Here is a 19,711-nt window from a genome sequence, read left to right on the forward strand (position 1 = left end):
TTAAAGGATTGAACCCCCGCTGTTTTGGGAATAACTATAGCAATTGGACTAATAAGGAGGAGAAGAAATGGACTACTTAAAGAAGCTGGGCAAGGAGCTCGGAGACGATAAAGCCACGACGCTCGCAGCAGCACAGGCATATTACTACATGCTTGCCATATTCCCGCTGCTGATTTTGCTTCTTACGATTTTGCCATACTTAAACATCAATCCGGACCAGGTCACGATGTTTATCGAAGACACACTGCCGCCGGAACTCGCTTCAACTTTCACTGATAATATTGTCAATCTGGTCACCACTCCGCGCGGCGGATTATTGACACTCGGGCTACTCGGGACATTGTGGTCGGCGTCAAACGCAGTCAACGCTTTCATACTGGCGGTCAACCAGGCGTATGACGTGGAAGAGAACCGGTCATTCATCAAAAAAACCATACTGCGGCTTGTACTGACACTCGGCGCCATCATCGCCATTGCAGTGGCACTCGCTTTGCCGATCTTTGGCGGTGTCATCATTAACGCACTTGTGGACGCAACCGGATTAAGTGCCGGATCGACGACATTATTGCATGTGCTGCGCTGGGTCATTTCGATTGTAGTGATCAGCCTTGTCCTTGCTGCAATGTATCATTTTGGACCGGATGAACAGTTCCCGTTCAAGGAAGTACTGGTAGGAGCCATAGTCGCGACAGTGCTCTGGCAAGTCGTTTCTTTGCTGTTCTCTTTTTATGTATCGAATTTCGGAAATTACACAGCCACGTACGGAAGCCTCGGCGGGGTCATTATCCTGCTGCTTTGGTTCTTCCTGACTGGCCTGATTCTCGTGATAGGCGCTGAAATCAACGCAATGAATCATAAGCGAAAAAAGATCGAGAGACAGAATGTAAAAAATCAGCCGGCTCAAGTTACTGAACCCAAAACCGAATAAGAAATGATAAAAACGTGCAAGCCGGCTCCGGCTTGCTCGTTTTTTATGCCCCCTCATTTCCTGTCATTTCGGTTTCGGTCGGTAAAACTTCATCAGCAAAAACAATTTTTCCCGGCACAATTTCCTGGAATGCAGACGACCCCGATTCTTTCTGTCATGCTCCCCCCCTTTTTACTTGCATCGTTTTCATACCGGACCCATAGTACAACGACCTAAAAAAAAGCGGATGGCCCAGATTCTTCTCAAAAGCCGAGTTTGTTTTCTAACAATTCAAAACAAAAACAGGGCTTTTGTTTTAGCAAAAATAAGAACGTATGTTCTAATTAAATGTTATAATCATTACAAGAACGGCACTTCAGCGGAATGGAGGCGAAAGCAATGACCAATTATGAGGTATTCAGCCTGCTCATGCAATTAAGCGGAATTTTCATCGCCGCTTTTTCTGTCATCGTATCCATCCTCTTTTTCACAATGAAAAAGAAATGAAACCGGCTTCCGGACTCTCCTTCTTTCTCGCGCTTTGCCTGAAACTGGTTTGACCGGCAGTGTTTTAGTGAATTAATAAGTAAACGGTACTTTCGAAAGGAGAGAAAGCAGATGAAAAAACAATGGCTGCTGGTTATACTCGGCCTTGTTTTACTCGTGCTGCTCGCAGCTTGTGGCGGAGAAGACGGCGGAGAAGGCACAGTGGACGAAGAAGAAGTCGCTGTGGATAATGAAGAAGGAACAGATACTGAAATAGTGGACAACTCAGAAGAAGGCGACGAGCCTGAAGCACCGGTGCTCGGTGAAAATGAAGAAGATGCGGATACACCGGTAGAACAAGGCGACGGCGGAAACGACGCAGACGCAGAAGGGCCGACCGATGAAGGCGCTGACCCGCTGAATGAAATTGAGGTTGACAGTGAAACAGGCGAAGTTGAATCGCTTCGGGTTGATCTTTTAAACACAGAAGCCGACCTTGTCGGTTATGCGGATATTATTCAGGAGGAACGCGGAATTGTTGTCCAGCTGGATATCGCCGATCTTGAACCCGGCGTGCATGCGATTCATTTCCATATCGGAAGCACTTGTACACCGCCGGATCAGGAAGGTGAAGGAGAGCCTATGCTGACACCAGGCACGCTGCCTGATATAACGGTTGAAGAAAACCGGACAGCTATGGCAGAATTCGCTGTGGAAGATGCGACACTTCAGCCTGATGATGCAAACTCATTAATGGCAGAAGAAGGAACTTCTTTTGTTATCCACGAATCACCGGCTGAAGCCATTACCCTCCCGGAAGCAGAAGCTGGAGAAGCTGACATTCTTGCTTGCGGTACGATCACACCATAATGAGCAATTAAGAGCGGAAGTTTCCGCTCTTTTTTCTGTGCCTGTTCTTAAGCTGTTCAGCAGATTTCTGAATCCTGCTACACTGGAATCATTACGAGTTAGGGGGATACATATTTTATGATTCAAAAACCGATCAATACATTTTCTATTGCAGGCTTTGATCCGGCAACCGGTGAACTCGGCATTGCAGTTGCGTCCAAATTCCTTGGTGTCGGCGCAGTGGTTCCGTTTGCAAAAGCAGGCATCGGGGCAATCGCAACCCAATCCTGGGCGAATCTGAGTTACGGAACAGACGGATTGGCATTACTGGAACAGGGAGCTAGGCCTGAGGAGGTTATTCAGCAATTGACAGAGAAAGACGAGCAGGCTGCTTTGCGTCAAGCCGGCATTGTCGATGCACAAGGCCGCAGCGCCACATTTACCGGGGAAGATTGCTACGATTGGGCCGGTGGTATTGCCCGGAGGAATTTCGCTGCCCAAGGAAACATCCTTGTGAGTGAAGAAACCGTCCAAGCGATGGCAGCTACATTCGAGAACACGGCGGGCTCACTGGCTGAGCGTCTTCTTGCCGCTCTCGCAGCAGGCGAAGAAGCCGGCGGCGACAGCCGCGGCAAACAATCAGCCGCCCTCCTTGTAGTGAAAGAAAACGGAAGTTACGGCGGATACAATGACCGCTATATCGACCTTCGGGTGGATGATCACCAATTGCCCGTCCAGGAACTGAACCGGATCTTCCGTCTCCATCAATTATACTTTGAACCTTCCAGAAAAGAAGATATCATAAAAATCGAAGGGGCAACGGAAGAAGAACTTGTTGCTGCCCTGAAACGGGCCGATTTCTTGAAAAAGGATGAGCCAACCCGCGAACAGCTGCTGGAAGCTGTTAAATCTTATCACCTCATTGAAAACTTTGATGAACGTCTGCAGGAAGAAGGCTTTATCGACAGAAAAGTACTGGATTATATGAACGTTCAATTCTAATGTAAAAAAAGGATGCCGGATGGCATCCTTTTTTCACATTATCCTCTCAATAACCGGCGGGTAAAACCACACTTTTTCAAACTTCGAGTAATGAGCAAGCGGTTCACCCCCACGCCAGTCAGTCCGAATGAATGCAGCCAGTGAATTGCAGCGGATATTGTAAGTCACCGGCTGTAATTTCCATGATTCGTGCCGGATATCGACCCGGATAAGCTGCCTGGCTGGTTTTGTCCAAAGCGAGTAGCGCTCAGTCAGCCAAATATCAAGCGAAGAGCGATTTATGAATTTGGGCATTGCGGTATAGTCAACGCCAAACCTTTCAGGGAAACATCCTTTATGCACCCGCTCGCTGCTGAATCGCTGATTACAGCCGGCTCTTTTGAAATCCATTGCCGCACGCCTGTACGGCAACAGCATGCCGGCAGTCCATACAATCGGCCTGCTGTCGGCATCAAGCGAAAAAAAATAGACACCGGATCTTCCGCCGTACCGGACGTATGTCCGCACATTCAATTCCAGGTACCGGCACCCGCCAGGCACCGGCGGCATATATCGGGGACACGTCTCTCGTGCTTCAAAAGGAACCACACTAAGCCAAGCCTGCCCGTTGAATAAATCCAGCTCCAATTCTCCAGGAATATGGGGACGCAAGTATTCAGGATCGATTGGCCAATGAAAAAACGTCAGATCGTGCCATTCCTGTGTCATTATCCAAGCCGTTTCCATGCTTTTTCTCTCCTCAAAAAAGGACCTCTTAACTAAAAGAGGCCCTCGCTCGATTAAGCGTTATTGTCGCCTTGAATATCTTCCATTGGAAGTGTATCGTGTGCTTTTGGAGACGCAGGCTCAAGTTTCGGAATACCACCGAATGGGCGGCCTTGTTCATACTTGAATTGCGAGCCGTCCGGGGCCGGCATCTTAAGCCAGTCCAGTTTTGAACTTTCTTCCCCTTCCGAGCAGTTATACAGCGTATGAGAGTGCTCGGATGGTTCGATATTGGCCGGGAATGTCGATGGTGTCACGACACCTTCTTTCGATTCCAGGTCTCTGATAGACGCGATCCATTGGTTCTGGTGCATGGTATCCCGTGCAACAAGGAATGCCAGTGCATCTTTGACTCCTTGGTCATCCGTCATGCCATAAAGACGAGCCACTTGCAGCCGACCTTGGGATTCCGCATTCAGGTTTGCACGGAAATCAGCCAGCAAATTGCCGCTTGCAATGATGTAACCGGCATTCCATGGCACACCGACACTGTCCTTAGGTGAAGCACCAAGTCCGTGTACAATCGCATGTTGCGGATTGCTGCCGCTCAGAATCGCATTGATCGTCGGGTCACTGGAAGCTTTCTCCTGTTCGTAGACGGATCCGTCCAGCAGACGGGCGATCAGCGTTGCCAGCAGCTCCACGTGCGCAATTTCTTCGGTACCTATGTCCATTAATAGATCTTTATATTTTTCATTTCCACGGAGTGACCACCCCTGGAATAAGTATTGCATGAAAATTGTCATTTCACCGTACTGTCCGCCAAGCACTTCCTGCAGTTTTCTGGCAAACACCGGATCCGGCCGTTCAGGCTTCGCTTCATATTGCAGTTCTTTTCTGTGGAAGAACATACTGTATTGCCTCCTTATTATGGGTTTATTTTCCGTGACTTTCAGGTTCAATGACCGTTTCAAATGCTTCAGGACTTGCAGTACCGGAACTTTCTTCCGACTGTACCAACTCCTGTATCAGTGACTGTCAGCCGCTGATTCAGCTATTCGCGCATTCATCTTTACCGTCTTTTGTTCAGCGGAATTCCCTTCCTCCTTCCATTTTCAGCCATGCTATACTTTTACCCAGCTCCTTACTATTGAAACGCTTCCCTTTGTAAATAATGAAAGAGAGCGCCCCAGCGCTCTCTTCACTTTTCCTCATTAAAATTAATCAACTATTGTCGTTGTCGCCGCGGCGTTCTCCGCCTTTTTGACCGATCTCTTCATAGAACTCACGGTCATGATTCTCAGAAGTGGCTTCGCCGCCTTTTTTTCCGATTTCCTGATAGAATTCTTCATCGTGATTTTCGGAAGTGGCTTCGCCGCCTTTTTTCCCGATTTCCTGATAGAATTCTTCTCCATGGCTCTCAGAGGTAGCTTCGCCGCCTTTTTCACCAATTTCTTTGTAGAAGTCCTCTCCATGGCTTTCAGAGGTAGCTTCGCCGCCTTTTTGGCCGATTTCCTGATAGAACTCTTTGTCATGATTTTCAGAAGTCGCCTGGCCGCCTAAGCGTCCTGCTTCCTCCGTGCTCATTTTGCCGTCATCATTGCGGTTGTTGTTTCCTTTGTTTTGTGCCATTTTCAATTCCTCCTTCAAAAAATTTGTTAGTGAATCACTCACACTATTACTTTAGCCATAAGTGCTTCTTTTCAAACGAGTTAATGGAAGATGTAATATATCTGTAATATTATACCATCTTCTATAAGTGTTTCAGTCTTTACAGGTCTTAAGGTATAAGTGAAAGAAGCGGAAAAGAAGCTTGATATAGCAGTACTTATTCTTTTTTTCCTAGTTTCTCTGTATATTTCTATTATTTTTATTGAGTACTTCTGTAAGAAAAAATATTCTGGACTTTTTTGTAATATTACTGTAATAATATATGAATACTTTGGAAATAATTATTTTTAGGTCATCTGGTATAAGTGCTTCTGTAAAAAATATACAAAAAAACAATGTTGATTTTGCATTACAAAGACAGAAAACAAAAACGGGAAAGCTGATTCATTTGCAGCCAACAAAGCAACGGTGTATCCATGAATTGGACGTAACAATGAGACGGACGTCCTTTTCGCCTCACTGTAAAAACCAAGGAGACACCAAAAGAATGAGGGGCCTTCTTTGCGCCGAAGCGGTCTGTAATTGTTTCGTTCTTTAATCCAATTTTTACAGACATCAAAAAAGAGCATCCGGCCGGATGCTCTTTTTCGAGAGTTCTTCATCTTGTTTTAGACGACATGCAAGTTTACGTCAATATTGCCGCGGGTTGCTTTAGAGTACGGACAAACTTGGTGAGCTGCTTCTACAAGTTCTTGCGCTTTCTCTTTGTCGACACCGCTGACTGTCACATAGAGATCTGCTCCGACTTTATATCCACCATCCGATTCATCTTTCAGAAAGTGAACTTCCGCCCGTACGGATGTGTCTTCCACTTCCTTCACTTTCTGCTGTTTGATGACCAGATTTAATGCACCATCGAAGCATGCAGAATACCCTGCTGCAAACAGCTGCTCGGGATTAGTGCCTTCACCGCCTGGTCCGCCAAGTTCTTTCGGAGACACTAAGTTCAGATCAAGAACACCATCTTTTGATTTTACATGTCCTGCGCGTCCGCCTTCTGCAGTTACGGATGTTGTAAATAATGCTGCCATTCAGTTTCCCACCTTTACTGTTTTTATTTTCCACATTACTGTATTTACCCTAGCCGTTTGCAGCGGAAACCTACTTTATGGAAGGAAACGCGTTTCAGTCTATCAGACGGAGGGGTAAACAGGAGAATAGACATGACTCAGGGAGGAATTGTGATGGCAAAAATACTGGCTGTTCTGTCAAGCGGTTATGCAAACGCAGAACATGATTACGTCACCGGCTGGTGGGCGAAAGAATTATTCATGCCCATGGTTTACTTGGAAGATGCCGGACATGTAGTGGATATCGCTTCACCCGACGGCAACAAACCGGTTATAGACCCGAAAAGCCTTGAAGATCAGAATGACCCGAAAGGTATTTACAATGATATGTATAATTCCGGCCGGGCCGATAAGACCCAACGGATACTGAACGTGCCTGCCCGTGAGTATGATGCCCTTTATATCGTAGGAGGCCACGGCGCGATGTTCGATTTGGTCCGGGACGAAAACCTGCGGACGATCGTGAATATCATTTACGAGAACGGCGGCACCATCGGAGCAATCGGCCATGGCGTTGCACCGCTGCTATTCACAAAGACATTTGAAGGGAAAGGCATCCTGGACGGTTTAGAAGTGACCGGGTATCCGGAAGACCGGGAACCGGAAGAAGTTAAACCGCTGCTGCCGTTCAGTCTTGAACAGGAATTGTCTAAGCGGTCCCGTTATCATAATGATCCAAACAAGGACGCGGTCGCGATTTGGGGCAATGGACAGATCCTGACAGCCCGGGATGCAGCATCCGCTAAACTATTCTCTATTGAACTCGTCGAAAAAATCCCAGGACTTGCAGACTGACCGTGTAAATAGCGGTCAGTTTTTTTATTTAATTGCCAAGTTAACTTCCTATGTAAAAAGCTGGCACCAGAACTCCGGTATCAGCTTTTTTGTTATTTACAGTAATGATATACCTGATCTGCAATCAAGAGGGAGCAAAGTCACTTTCAGGCCAATGTGTTAACTTTACAACTCGCTGAATTCACTTTAAGCTATTAAACTGACCCCAATACGGAAAATGATTTCGTTAATAAAAAGGCTTTATTAAATAACAATGTTGATTGTTTTACTGTAAAAAATATGGAGCAAACAGAGGAAGCTCCTGCGGGAGAGCGTCCGCCTGGAGCGATTTTCTCTGTAAAAACGAACATTTTTATGCCTTCACCAATACTGCGTAAGAATCAGAGGTATTTAACAGAGCCAATAAAAAAAGAAGCTTAAAGAGGTGCGTTCTCTTTAAGCTTCTTCCGTTTTATGACAAGGTTTCTGTCAGTACCAATTTGACAGTTTGGACTTGTCCGTCCCGCACTATTTCAACATCCAGAGTATCACCGATTGCTGCTTCTGTGTATAAGTACTGACGCAGTTCGAGGCTGGATGGAATGTCTTTTCCGTTGAATCCAATAATGACATCAAGCGGCTGCAGGCCTGCTGCATCTGCAGCGCTGCCCGGCTGAATCGATTCGAGCACAACGCCCTCTTCCACCCCTTCAGGCAGATTCAAGTCGCGTTCCTGTACAGCCGGCTGCACGTTCGCAAGGTCCATAATTGTTACGCCAAGCGATGGCCGCTGTACTTCTCCCTGATCTTCGAGATCTTCGATAATCGGAAGTGCTTCATTGATCGGGATTGCCAGCCCCATGCCTTCAACAGCTGCCGTGGCAATCTTCATCGAGTTGATGCCGACAAGTTCACCGGCATTGTTCAACAGCGCACCGCCACTATTACCCGGGTTAATCGCCGCATCCGTCTGAATGACTTGTGCCTGCCAATCTTCACTGCCGTCTTTATTTACATCGACCGCGATTGACCGGTCAGTTCCGGATACAACCCCGGTTGTTACGGAGTTCGAGAATTGGAGACCGAGCGGGTTACCGATTGCAATGACGGGTTCTCCGGCTTTAAGTGTAGAAGAATCCCCGATTTCCGCAACTGTCTCGACCGCTTCTGATTTCACTTGGACAACCGCCAGGTCCGTCAGCGCATCACTGCCGAGCAGCTTGCCGTCGATTTCCGTGCCGTCGCTCAGCGTAATCTTCACTTCTTCAGCGTTTGCTACGACGTGGTGGTTGGTCACGATGTATGAATAATCGCCCGTTTTCTTATAAACGACACCTGATCCGGTTCCGGCAGCCTGCAGTTCAGAAGATGTCTGCATAAATGCGTTGCCAGGTGCTGTCTGCAGGTTCGTTACACCTACGATTGCCGGAGATGTCTGTTCAACTACTGATGAAACATCTGTTACAGTATTGCTGGCAGCGCCAGCCACGTTACTTGCACTCTCGACAGGTGCCACAGCTGTTACTGCAGGCTGTTCATCAGTCACGCCCGGAACCACGACGCCGATGAGCAGTGCTCCTGCCAGCACGCCTGATAAACTTGAAGCGAAATATCCTCCGCGTCCTCCGCGCTTTCTCCGTACTTGACTCTGATCATAGTAACCCATTAATAATGGCCCCCTTGATTTGTTGGTAAGACTAGAATAACAGGCAGTTATGAACAAACTATGAACGGGGTGTGAAGAGAGTAAGAAACTTTTAACGCAATGAAAGAAACGCTTGCAAAGCCCGTTCCATCAAGGTTTTCAGCTGAGTGAAAGGCAGATTCTTCTTCCGGTTTTCCTCTGCGGATGGAATTCTTCCCGGTTATTGTGAACGCTGCCTTTTCAACCGTTCCAGCGGGCTGGGTCCCACATAAAAAATGGCTGCAGAAGCAATCTGCAGCCGGTTCTGTTCACGCTATTCAGTTTTCATCGTTTGGCAGCCGGATTTCGAACCGGGTACCTTTTCCTTTTTTGCTTTCAACATGGATCGTACCGCCATGGAGGGTAACGAGCTTTTTGACAATCGACAGACCTAAGCCGAATTGCCGGCTGCCGCGTGATGCATCCACTTTATAATAACGCCGCCAAATGGAATCAATTTCAGCGGCATCGATTCCCGTACCGGTGTCTTCCACTTCCATGACCGATTCACCCGCTTCCATCCGGGCGCTTAACCGGATGTCACCGTTTTCTGTAAACTGGATCGCATTTTTTACGATATTCGTCAACACTTGAATGAGCCTGTCCATATCGCCATAGATGATGGCACCCGGTTCCGTTTCAACGGAAATTCGAGTCCCTTTGGCAGCCGCCTGTCCTTCCAGCTGTTCCTGAATAATTTCCAGAAGTTCATCCGCTTCAATTTGTTCTTTTATCAGCGTCACCTGATTGGAACGGATTTTTTCGTAATCGAGCGTTTCATTGACCAGCCGGATCAGCCGCTTCGTTTCCCCGCTGACAAGCTGGATGCCTTTCTCACGCTGTTCGCCGTCAATGACACCGCTCTGCAACCCTTCCATCACACCTGCGATGGTCGTTAAAGGTGTCCGCATTTCGTGTGACACATCCGCCATGAACTGCCGGCGCCGATTCTCCAGCTGTTCGATTTCATCGTGCGACATCTGCAGCCGCTTTGCCATATGACCGAAATCCTGTGCCAAATCCCCGATTTCATCGAAATTGGAAGCCGGTACACTGACGTTATACTGGCCGTCCGCAACAAGGGATGTCGCTTTCCGCAACCGCTTGATCCGGGTGACGTGCCAGCGTGACAGAATCATGCTCAGCACCAGGGCAGCAACAAGTGCCAGGAGCATCGTCGTGATAAGTCGACGATTCAATTCGCTGATCATTTCACTCGTTCCGGTAATTGGAGCGGCGAGCAGGACACCGCCGACCAGCCGCCCGTTTTCCGTATAAGGCATCGCAACGAATGTGACAGTATTTTCGAAACGCTCGAAATCCCGGTTTACGACAAGTGTTTCCCCATCTTCAATGACGTTCCATTCCGCGTCTGTCAGGGCAACTGCCGGGAAATCACCCGACAGCGGATACAGCACCCGGCTTTGCTGGTCAAAAACGATAAAATTGATATTGCGGGCTTCCAGAATAGCGACATAGGATTGAAGGTACGGAGCCGGCTGCTCCCGTTCAAGGTCCTGAAGTATGCGTTCCCCATACATAGTCAGCTCTTCCGCTTTCTCATCGAATGCAAGCTCTTCGACGAAGCGGGTAAACAGCAGACTGAGCACAAGAAAGGCCGACAGCAGGACAATGAGGAACCCTATGATTAGCTGGACACTGTATTTAATGCGCATCCTGCCGCTCCTCAAGCTTATAACCCACACCCCACACCGTATGGATCAGGGATTCACCGGCCGGAATTTTCTTCCGCAGCCGCTTGATGTGCACGTCAACTGTCCGTTCATCGCCATAAAACTCATATCCCCATACCCGTTCCAGCAATTGCTCCCGGCTGAATACCTGCCTTGGATGCTGGAGGAAATACACCAGCAAATCGAATTCCTTTGGTGTCAGATTGTCAATGGGCTTCCCGTCAGCGATCACTTCACGGGTTTCCATATTTACCCGGAAATAAGCGGTCCGGATTTCATCGGATGCTTCCGGCTGCCTCGACCGGCGGGCGACCGCCCGGATGCGCGCCATGAGCGCCAGTGGGCTGAACGGCTTCGTTACATAATCATCCGCGCCCATCTCAAACCCGATCACCTGATCCGATTCGCTGTCCTTTGCTGTCAGCATAATGATCGGGACGTTGCTGCCTTCTTCCCGGATTTTGCGGCACAATGCCATTCCATCCATTCCCGGCAGCATCCAATCCAGTATGAGCAGGTCAAAATCATCCTGCTTAAACGCTTCATAACCGGCCAGTCCGTCTTCCGCAAATTCTCCGGCGATGCCTTCCTTCGAGAAAAAAAGCTCCAGCATCGAACGGACTCCGGGATCATCTTCCACTGCTAATATGCGCATCATGCACCTCCTCTGCGGAAAAACGGCTAGGACTGTTCCCGCTTCGCCTGGTCTTTGTACTTCTCGTATAAATTACCGATCATGTCGTAATCCAATGCAATGTTATTTTCAAATGCATATCTCACGCCATATCCAAGTGCCAGGGTCATCGATGAAGCCACAACCGCGCCGGCTACTGAACCGGCACCCGGAATGAATTTGACAGCCTGACGGTATAGTGTATGGCCGACTGTTCGGGTGGCGGTTATCACAATCATATTTTTGGCGGCACGCCGGGAAATCGGTTTATCGTAGAGTTTAGCTAACCGGATAAGCAAGCCGACCTGCAGTGTCGTAAGCGGAACCACATCAGAACCGGGAATCGGTGAGGCTCCAATAGCGCCGGCGGAAATGCCGGAAGCGATGATCCAGCGGTTTGCAGCCGCCGATTTTTCCTTCATGCTTCGTGCGAACAGCAGGTCCTTGCCCTTTTTTTCAAGCAGATACAAAATCGCTTTCTTCAGGGATTCCAGGTTTTCACCCGTCTTCGATGAAATTGGGATCACTTCGTATTTATAGCCGGTCTGGTCTTGAACGAAATGCAGGAGTGCCGGGATGTTTTCGGCAGCATCGATCTTATTCAGCACGATCAGGATATCCTTGTTCAGTTTCTCGATTGCCCGGAACTTTTCTTTCTCGCTTTCTGAAAACACAGTCCCCGCCGCATTGAGGAAAAATAGAACAACGTCGGAATTCTGGACGAATTCAAGGGTTTTCCTCGGGTTTTCGTCATTGGGATCATTGAGGCCGGGCGTATCCATGAATTTGATCTTTTCCAGACCGCGGATGTTATACGGATCGACACTGACGGTTTCGCCGGGTTTCGGATCCGTTCCGGCGATCTCTTCACCGATGATCTTGTTTACAGTTGATGACTTTCCGGCGTTCACTTCACCGATGAGTGAAATGAGCAATTCCTGATCGAGTGCATCATGCACATGTTTCATCTCTTCTTCAAACACATCATCCAGCGCGTCATCCACTTCGCGCTCAAACTGATTTTCCATTGAATTTCCTCCTTCTGCAGCTGCTGTTTATGCATCTATTTTATCAAACGCCATAAAAAACCGCACATTCGGCATGTGCGGATGAATCAGTCATGCCAGATCCGGCTGACATTCTTTAAGGCTCCCTCGATCTCCATCCGGTATACGTCCGGATTCGAAAGCTTCTGCCAATCCCCGAATCCGTATGCCGGGTCCGCAGACTGCAGCATGAGTGCCAACAGGTTGCCGTGTGTCACAAGGACCGTACCGTCGACGGCATCAGCCAGCACGCCGGCCGCCCGGTCTTGGGCTTCCCCGCCGGACTCGCCGCCATCCAATTTCATATTGGCATCCATGAATGATTTTTCCAGCTGATCGAGCCAGTCCGGCAAATCCCCTTCCGTCAGCTTGCGCTCCTCCAGCCGGTCGTCCGTCCGGACAGCAACTCCGAGCCGTTTCGCAGCCGGCTCTACGGATTGCAGCGCCCGCGTAAATGGACTGGAAACAATCTCCCTAACGTTAAGTTTCTCCAGCAAATCCGCCAGTTCTTCCGCTTGAATCTGTCCTTCCGCTGTCAATTCCGCATCCGGCTCCTGTCCCGATGCTTCGCAGTGTCTGACTATATATACCGTCTTCGTCATGCTTTCCCTCCTAATTGACTTATCCTGTCCGTTCCCCTGCCTTCAGACTCTCTATTCCCTTTTCCATTTTGTTATAATCAACCTGCGGAAAGAGTTTTCGGATACCAGTTTCACAGGAGGCTACTGTATGTTAACAATCAAAGGAATCGGCATGGACGCCGAGACGCGTTGTGCGCATTACCATTCAGCGATCGACCGGATCGCCATCAAGTTTTACTGCTGCGGCATTTATTATCCCTGCTTCGAATGCCACACGGCGACAGGCTGCGACAAGCCGGCTGTCTGGCCAAAGGAGCGATTCAGCGAAAAGGCAGTGCTCTGCGGTACCTGCAGACATGAATTGACTGTACAGGAATATTTGGACTGCGCTTCTGTCTGTCCGAATTGCGAAGCTCCGTTCAATCCGGGCTGCAGCCTGCACAAACATCTGTATTTTGATGTCTGAGCCTGTTACTTAACCCGCATGCTCATGACGAGCTGCTCGCCTTTTCTCCCCATGAACCGCCGGCCCGTGTCTTCAAACCCCGCCCGCTGATACACGCGCTGCGCCGGAGTATTTCGCGCATTGACGCCAAGCACCACTTCATTGATATCCGGAAAATGTTTCCGGATGAACGCAGGCAGCGCCCGAATCGAGCCGGTTGCCACACCCCGGCCCTGCAGTTCCGGATTCACTGAGTATCCGCGGAGTACCAGGGTGTTCGGATTATCGGTATACGTCTTCCGGTCCTCTGACGCATCCAGTTCAAAGAAGCCCGCCTCTTTGCCGCGTGCATAAATGATGACCAGATGCCGCAGCGGATTCGCTGCATCTTTCTTTATTAAGTCCTGTGGAAGTCCAGTGAATTCCAGCTGTTCTTCAGGCAATTCATACGTGATTGCTGCTTCCGGTGTATACAGGCGGAGCGCCACCTCTTGCTGTTTGATCATTCCTGTCCGTCCTTCCTTTCTTATTCACGGTTAAGTGTCACGGTTACAATTTCAGGCCGGTTGAAGATGCGAAGCGGGAAACTGCTGTTACCAAGCCCCCGGCTGATGACGAGCTCGGTATCCGCCAGTTTGACTGTTCCTTCTGTCAGCTCTGGGAAAAACCCTTGGCCAGGCGCAAACACTCCGCCGATTCCCGGGATACGGATCTGGCCGCCATGCGCATGTCCTGAAAATACCACATCAGCTTCAGTTTCAGCATACTCGTCGATGTATTCCGGCCTGTGGGCAAGCAGCAGCGTAAATGTATCCGTAAAGGGAATCACTTTAAGGGATTCCTGTACATACTGACCTGCCCGTTCAGCGTATGCGATTTGCGGGTCATGAAAATCAACACCCACCAGCGGATCGTGCATGCTGGCATCTATCAAAGGATCATGGATGCCGGCGATATAAATCGTCTGCCCTGCTCGATTCCACTCCATCATTTCATTTTCAAGCACAATGATATTCAAGTTCTCGAGGGCGGAAACGTGTATTTCCACCCGGTCCTTTGAAATCTCCTGGTTGCCTGTCGCAAAATATACAGGGGCAATCTCCAGCAGTCCCTCCATCAGCGTCAAGGCTGTTTCCAGATCATAACGGGCACTATCCACAATATCTCCTGTTACGAAAATGATGTCCGGTTCAGCGTCGGCGGTCTTTTCCAATATGGCGGATTGCCCGACACCGAATGTGGCGCTGTGCAGATCTGAGATTTGAGCGATGCGCGCACCATCAAACGCGTCCGGAATTTCCGGGGAACTGATGCTATATTCAGTAACAGTGATCCACTTATTATTCGCCCAGACAAACAAAACGGCACTTAGCAGCAAGATGACCAAGACAATAGCCCATTTCTTCATTTCAACCCTCTTTTCCGTTCAGCGTCAATTGTCTCACTTTAACGCCCCAAGGTTAAAAAGAAGTAATGCATGATGGAATGTCTTCACCCCTCCTGCTGTTTGATGCCGCTGCCATCCTTCTTTATTCGCGGTCAAGTGTCACAACGACGATTTCCGGCCGGTTGAAGATGCGAAGCGGGAAACTGCTGTTGCCGAGCCCCCGGCTGATGACGAGCTGCAGATCATTAAACCGGGTAACCCCTTCCGTCAGCTCCGGAAAGAAACCTTGCCCGGGTGCATACAGACCGCCGAGGCCCGGCAGCCGAATCTGGCCGCCATGCGCATGCCCCGAGAATACGACATCCGCTTCCGTCTCCATATACTCGTCGACCAGTTCCGGCCGATGTGCGAGCAGCAGGGTGAATTCAGCGGTAAACGGAATGGCTTCCAGCGATTGTGTACTATACTCGAAATTGCCAGCCGCATAACCCAGGAGCGGATCATGAACTCCCGCGATATAGATCCGTTCCCCTTTCCGCATCCACTCGACCATCTCATTCTCGAGAATCGTAATGCCCGTTTCTTCAAGTGCAGACAGGATTTCATTCACGCGTCCCCGGGAAATTTCATGATTCCCGGTAACAAAATAAACCTCCGCAAGCGTTGAGAGCCCATTTATCACTTCTATCGCCACATCCGGATCATACCGGTCGTTATCGACCAGATCGCCCGTCACAAAAATCACGTCCGGCTCTGCTGCTGCCACTTTTTCCAGCAATGCAGCCTGATCACTCCCGAATGTCGCGTTATGGAGATCAGAAATCTGAACAATGCGCGCGCCGCTGAACGCCGCCGGAATGTCCGGGGAACTGATGATATATTCTGAAACAGTGATCCACTTATTGTTTATCCAGACAAAGAAAATAATGACCAGCAGCCCAACGACCGCTGCTACAGCCAGTCTCTTCATTCCACCCCTCTTTTCCATTCAGCGTTATTTGTTCCATTCTAACGCCTTCCGGTCAAAAAAGAAGCAATCCGCTATGGAATCGCTTCATTTTCTTCTATACTTTTGTTTTTGCCGCGTTTCGGTGCGACAGCCAAACACCGAAGGCAACGAGTAAAGCGATCAGTACAGCAGTGATTCCGGCCGACCACCAAAAATCACTCAAGTCCGGCGCTTCAATCAGCCAGCTGCCAGCGTAGGCAGGCAGTTTGAGTGGTGATACGTTCCAATAGGCGCCAAGCAGACCATCGATGATCTGGGCAATAAAAATCAGAACCAGCACTGCCGCTGCAGTGAGACCAGGTCCGGGAAGAGCAGCGCTTGCCGCCAGGATGATCGAGACAATCAGGAGAATCCACAGACTGTAAGTCGCTGTGAATTGCACGGTCTGCCCCATATCGACCGCATCAAACAGAAGCCAGATATAGTAATAGGAGGCGAAAAATCCAAGCCAGATGCTGACAAGCGCCACCGCACCGGCCATAACCCATTTGCTTATGAAATAAGCCGGATAAGACAGCGGCCGAACGTATAACAGCGTCGCCGTCCCGCTTTTCCTCTCCCCGGACACCGATCCCATATAGGCAAGAATCAGGATCAGCAATCCCATGAACTGATATTGCCCCATAACCGAGATCAGGATTTCTTCCGGTGCCGGCACCGGGAACCCGGCGACAACTTCCTCCGGCACATTGCCGGCAGATTCCAGTATTTGCGGCAGAAAGTATTGCGTCACCGGCTCGATGATCCCGAACAGGATAAATACGACAGGTATCCAGAACACCTTATAGTTGCGGATGTTTTCCCGCCATTCCTTTTGAAGGAGCACGCTGAACTGGTTCATCGGACACCCGCCACCTTTAAAAAGATTTCTTCCAGTGAGGCCGCTTGGTGTTCGATTCCGGTCACCCCTGCACTGTTTGCCGCAAAGTAATTCAGCACTTCCTGAAGTGCTGGCCGACCGTCAATAACTGGTATGTATACCGCATTTCCCTCATGTTTAATTTCCCAAGGCGCTTTTTCCGTGAATGCCGCAGCGGCTGCCGTATCTGAAAACTTCACCCGTATTCTCGGTTCCGCATAGCGGGACCGGACGTCCGCTAAAGATCCCTGTTCAACGAGCCGGCCATTCTGCAGGAACAGCAGCTGATCCGTCATTTCTTCCGCGTCATTCAGGATATGCGTAGAATACAGGATGGTCGTATCCTGCTGAAGCGATTTCAATAAATCCATGATTTCCCTTCTGCCTGCCGGGTCAAGTGCTGAAACCGGCTCATCCAGCAGCAGCAGCTGCGGCTGATGGACGATGGCTTGAGCGAGCCCGAGCCGCTGTTTCATCCCCCCTGAAAACGCACCGGTTTTTTTCTTCATTTCTCCTTTGAGACCTACAAATTCAAGCGTTCGCATGGACTGGGCTCTGGCATGTTTGGCATCAACTCCACTGATTTTGGCAGCCATCTCCATAAATTCGAGCGCTGTCAGCCATGGGAAGAACCGCGGATACTGCGGCAGAAAACCGATCCCGCTTCCACTGTTCCAGTTGATCGATCCCGCAGTCGGCCGAAGCAGTCCGCCCATCATGGAAAGCGTGGTTGTCTTTCCGGAACCGTTCGGGCCGATCAGGGCAGTCGCCGTCCGCTCCTCCAGAAGAAATGTAACATCATCCACTGCCAATTCGTTCCCGTATCGTTTTGTCAGGTTTTTCACTTCCAGCAAACTCAATAATTCCGCCTCCCAATCACAAAGTACAGAATCGGCCCGATAATCTGGAACACAACGATTACAATGCCCCATAGCCATTTCGGACCGTTCGGGTTCGGATTTTTCAGCAAATCCACAAGCGCGAAAATGAGCGATGCAAACTCAATCAAAATTACCGGCAGCAGTGCTAAAATCACTGTCATGGTATCCATTCCATTCACCTCTCTTCATATTACGCAAAGAGCAGGCGCCGGGTTTCACCGGAAAGGAGGAATTTTCACTCGGCCCCGTGCTTTGCGATTGCCCGGCCCGCTTCACGTCCGGTAAAGAGGCAGCCGCCAAGAAATGTGCCTTCAAGCGATCGGTAGCCGTGGACACCGCCGCCTCCAAATCCGCAAGCTTCCCCGGCTGCATAGAGCCCCGGCACGGGTTTTCCCGCCGTATCCAGCACCCGGGCTGATAGATCGGTCTGCAGGCCGCCGAGCGTTTTCCGGCTCACGATGTTCAGCCGCACTGCGATGAGCGGCCCCGCTTTAGGATCAAGCAATTTATGCGGCTTCGCTACCCGGATCAGCCGGTCGCCCCGGTAATTCCGGGCGCCGCGAAGCGCAGTGATCTGCAGGTCTTTCGTAAACGTGTTATCCATTTCCCTGTCCCGCGCTTCCACTTGCCGCTGAATGTGCCCTGCGTCCAGCAGCCCGCTGCCAGTCAGTTCGTTCATGCCGGCTACGAGTTCTTCAATCGTTGCCGCCTGGACAAAATCTTCGCCGTTATCCAGAAACGCCTGAACGGGCGGCGTCGCCCCTTTTTTCACGCGGGCCAATACCTGCCGCAGACTTTTGCCGGTCAGATCGGGGTTCTGTTCGGAACCCGACAGCGCAAACTCCTTTTCAATGATACGTTGGGTCAAGATAAACCAGGAATAATCATAGCCCGTGTCCTGAATCGTTTTCAGAGTGCCGAGCGTATCAAATCCCGGAAAGTTCGGTGCCGGAAAGCGGTTGCCCTCGGCGTCAAGCCAGAGTGAAGACGGGCCCGGTAAAATGCGGATGCCATGGACCGGCCATACGGGATTCCAGTTTTTAATGCCTTCCGTATAATGCCACATGCGGTCTTTATTCACGAGCCGGGCTCCTGCCCGCTCGCTGATCGCCAGCATCCGGCCATCAACGTGAGCCGGAACGCCTGAAATCATGTTTTCAGGCGGTTTGCCTAGACGCAATGGCCAGTTTTCCCGGATTAGATCGAAATTCGCTCCGATGCCGCCGCTTGCGACAAGCACAGCCGGCCCTCTGTATTCAAAATCATCGATTACTTCCCGGGAACTGGATACGCCACGCTCTGATTCGCTTTCTTTCAGAACAGCACCCCGGACCCCGACCACAGCCCCTTGTTCTGTGATCAATTCATCCACCCGGTGACGCGGCCGGTAATCGACCAAACCGCGTGCAATCCCTTCTTTCACCCGATCTGCGAATGGCTGGACGATGCCCGGACCGGTGCCCCAGACAATGTGGAACCGGGGAACGGAATTTCCGTGCCCTTCCGCCAGATAACCGCCGCGTTCAGCCCAGCCGACAACCGGAAAGAAGCGGATGCCCCGGCTCCGGAGCCACGCCCGCTTTTCGCCGGCTGCAAAATCGACATAGGCTTTTGCCCATTTGAACGCCCAGGAATCTTCATCATCCAGCCGGTCGAATCCTGCAGTTCCGAGCCAGTCCTGCCAGGCGAGTTCTTTCGAATCCTTTATACCGAGCCGGCGCTGCTCCGGTGAATCGACCAGGAATAACCCGCCGAATGACCACCACGCCTGTCCGCCAAATGACGCTTCCGGCTCCTGATCCAGCAAGAGCACCTTTTTTCCTGCCTCCAGCAGTTCGGAAGCTGCCACTAATCCTGCCAATCCGGCGCCGACTACGATTGCATCATATGCCATCATTTTGCCCCCTTTGTTTCCTGTTTCTTCTAGTATCCAGAAATTTCTGAATGAAAACAACAAAAATTTGCCGGCCCTTAAGTAAGGGCCGGCA

At 50.1% G+C, this 19,711-nt stretch carries 21 protein-coding genes; 5 read left to right on the forward strand and 16 right to left on the reverse strand.

Annotated features, from left to right (window positions below; genetic code table 11):
• The first annotated feature begins 67 nt into the window (after window positions 1-67).
• From B0X71_RS15820 to B0X71_RS15830, 3 genes are all read left to right on the forward strand, one after another.
• Window positions 68-928 carry a YihY/virulence factor BrkB family protein gene (locus B0X71_RS15820; protein WP_077590327.1) on the forward strand — a complete coding sequence of 287 codons (861 nt, stop codon included), beginning with the start codon at window positions 68-70 and terminating at the stop codon, window positions 926-928.
• A gap of 597 nt (window positions 929-1,525) precedes the next feature.
• Window positions 1,526-2,263 carry a superoxide dismutase family protein gene (locus B0X71_RS15825; protein ID WP_077590328.1) on the forward strand — a complete coding sequence of 246 codons (738 nt, stop codon included), beginning with the start codon at window positions 1,526-1,528 and terminating at the stop codon, window positions 2,261-2,263.
• A gap of 117 nt (window positions 2,264-2,380) precedes the next feature.
• Window positions 2,381-3,244: a DUF1028 domain-containing protein gene (locus tag B0X71_RS15830; RefSeq protein WP_077590329.1), complete on the forward strand. Its 864-nt coding sequence runs from the start codon at window positions 2,381-2,383 to the stop codon at window positions 3,242-3,244.
• 33 nt (window positions 3,245-3,277) lie between these two features.
• Here the strand turns inward: B0X71_RS15830 and B0X71_RS15835 are convergent, their stop codons facing one another.
• The 4 genes from B0X71_RS15835 to B0X71_RS15850 all read right to left on the reverse strand — a co-directional run bounded on the left by B0X71_RS15835 (window position 3,278) and on the right by B0X71_RS15850 (window position 6,651).
• Window positions 3,278-3,970, reverse strand: a complete 693-nt coding sequence (locus B0X71_RS15835; protein ID WP_077590330.1) for a YqjF family protein — start codon at window positions 3,968-3,970, stop codon at window positions 3,278-3,280.
• Window positions 3,971-4,023: 53 nt separating this feature from the next.
• On the reverse strand, window positions 4,024-4,860 hold the full coding sequence (locus B0X71_RS15840) for a manganese catalase (protein WP_077590331.1): 837 nt from the start codon (window positions 4,858-4,860) through the stop codon (window positions 4,024-4,026).
• A 313-nt stretch (window positions 4,861-5,173) separates the two neighbouring features.
• Window positions 5,174-5,581: a KGG domain-containing protein gene (locus tag B0X71_RS15845; protein WP_077590332.1), complete on the reverse strand. Its 408-nt coding sequence runs from the start codon at window positions 5,579-5,581 to the stop codon at window positions 5,174-5,176.
• 647 nt (window positions 5,582-6,228) lie between these two features.
• Window positions 6,229-6,651 carry an organic hydroperoxide resistance protein gene (locus B0X71_RS15850; protein WP_077590333.1) on the reverse strand — a complete coding sequence of 141 codons (423 nt, stop codon included), beginning with the start codon at window positions 6,649-6,651 and terminating at the stop codon, window positions 6,229-6,231.
• Between the two features lie 153 nt (window positions 6,652-6,804).
• On the opposite strand from B0X71_RS15850, the gene B0X71_RS15855 reads away from it, so the two are divergent.
• Complete coding sequence (locus B0X71_RS15855) at window positions 6,805-7,485, forward strand: type 1 glutamine amidotransferase domain-containing protein (protein ID WP_077591042.1); 681 nt, start codon at window positions 6,805-6,807, stop codon at window positions 7,483-7,485.
• 451 nt (window positions 7,486-7,936) lie between these two features.
• Here the strand turns inward: B0X71_RS15855 and B0X71_RS15860 are convergent, their stop codons facing one another.
• From B0X71_RS15860 to B0X71_RS15880, 5 genes are all read right to left on the reverse strand, one after another.
• The gene (locus tag B0X71_RS15860) at window positions 7,937-9,130 is read right to left on the reverse strand and encodes a S1C family serine protease (RefSeq protein ID WP_077590334.1); all 1,194 of its coding nucleotides are present in this window, start codon (window positions 9,128-9,130) and stop codon (window positions 7,937-7,939) included.
• A 296-nt stretch (window positions 9,131-9,426) separates the two neighbouring features.
• Window positions 9,427-10,824, reverse strand: coding sequence for a sensor histidine kinase (locus B0X71_RS15865; protein WP_077590335.1), 1,398 nt, complete (start codon window positions 10,822-10,824; stop codon window positions 9,427-9,429).
• The gene (locus B0X71_RS15870; protein ID WP_077590336.1) at window positions 10,814-11,497 is read right to left on the reverse strand and encodes a response regulator transcription factor; all 684 of its coding nucleotides are present in this window, start codon (window positions 11,495-11,497) and stop codon (window positions 10,814-10,816) included. Before B0X71_RS15870 ends, B0X71_RS15865 begins: the two co-directional genes overlap by 11 nt.
• A gap of 26 nt (window positions 11,498-11,523) precedes the next feature.
• Window positions 11,524-12,543: a GTPase gene (locus B0X71_RS15875; protein WP_077590337.1), complete on the reverse strand. Its 1,020-nt coding sequence runs from the start codon at window positions 12,541-12,543 to the stop codon at window positions 11,524-11,526.
• 86 nt (window positions 12,544-12,629) lie between these two features.
• Window positions 12,630-13,163 carry a histidine phosphatase family protein gene (locus tag B0X71_RS15880; protein WP_077590338.1) on the reverse strand — a complete coding sequence of 178 codons (534 nt, stop codon included), beginning with the start codon at window positions 13,161-13,163 and terminating at the stop codon, window positions 12,630-12,632.
• Window positions 13,164-13,290: 127 nt separating this feature from the next.
• On the opposite strand from B0X71_RS15880, the gene B0X71_RS15885 reads away from it, so the two are divergent.
• Complete coding sequence (locus B0X71_RS15885; RefSeq protein ID WP_077590339.1) at window positions 13,291-13,608, forward strand: CHY zinc finger protein; 318 nt, start codon at window positions 13,291-13,293, stop codon at window positions 13,606-13,608.
• A gap of 5 nt (window positions 13,609-13,613) precedes the next feature.
• On the opposite strand, the gene B0X71_RS15890 is transcribed toward B0X71_RS15885, so the two are convergent.
• From B0X71_RS15890 to B0X71_RS15920, 7 genes are all read right to left on the reverse strand, one after another.
• Window positions 13,614-14,093, reverse strand: a complete 480-nt coding sequence (locus B0X71_RS15890; RefSeq protein WP_077590340.1) for a GNAT family N-acetyltransferase — start codon at window positions 14,091-14,093, stop codon at window positions 13,614-13,616.
• Between the two features lie 20 nt (window positions 14,094-14,113).
• Window positions 14,114-14,995, reverse strand: a complete 882-nt coding sequence (locus B0X71_RS15895; RefSeq protein ID WP_077590341.1) for a metallophosphoesterase — start codon at window positions 14,993-14,995, stop codon at window positions 14,114-14,116.
• 121 nt (window positions 14,996-15,116) lie between these two features.
• Window positions 15,117-15,944, reverse strand: coding sequence for a metallophosphoesterase (locus B0X71_RS15900; RefSeq protein WP_077590342.1), 828 nt, complete (start codon window positions 15,942-15,944; stop codon window positions 15,117-15,119).
• Between the two features lie 94 nt (window positions 15,945-16,038).
• Entirely contained in the window at window positions 16,039-16,824 is a 786-nt protein-coding gene (locus B0X71_RS15905) for an ABC transporter permease (protein ID WP_077590343.1), read from the reverse strand.
• Complete coding sequence (locus B0X71_RS15910; RefSeq protein WP_156889891.1) at window positions 16,821-17,702, reverse strand: ABC transporter ATP-binding protein; 882 nt, start codon at window positions 17,700-17,702, stop codon at window positions 16,821-16,823. Before B0X71_RS15910 ends, B0X71_RS15905 begins: the two co-directional genes overlap by 4 nt.
• Window positions 17,699-17,893: a PLD nuclease N-terminal domain-containing protein gene (locus B0X71_RS15915; RefSeq protein ID WP_077590345.1), complete on the reverse strand. Its 195-nt coding sequence runs from the start codon at window positions 17,891-17,893 to the stop codon at window positions 17,699-17,701. Before B0X71_RS15915 ends, B0X71_RS15910 begins: the two co-directional genes overlap by 4 nt.
• 65 nt (window positions 17,894-17,958) lie before the next feature.
• The gene (locus B0X71_RS15920) at window positions 17,959-19,617 is read right to left on the reverse strand and encodes an FAD-binding dehydrogenase (protein WP_077590346.1); all 1,659 of its coding nucleotides are present in this window, start codon (window positions 19,615-19,617) and stop codon (window positions 17,959-17,961) included.
• Window positions 19,618-19,711 lie beyond the last annotated feature (94 nt).

This window comes from Planococcus lenghuensis (genome assembly GCF_001999905.1).
Classification (GTDB): Bacteria; Bacillota; Bacilli; order Bacillales_A; family Planococcaceae; genus Indiicoccus; species Indiicoccus lenghuensis.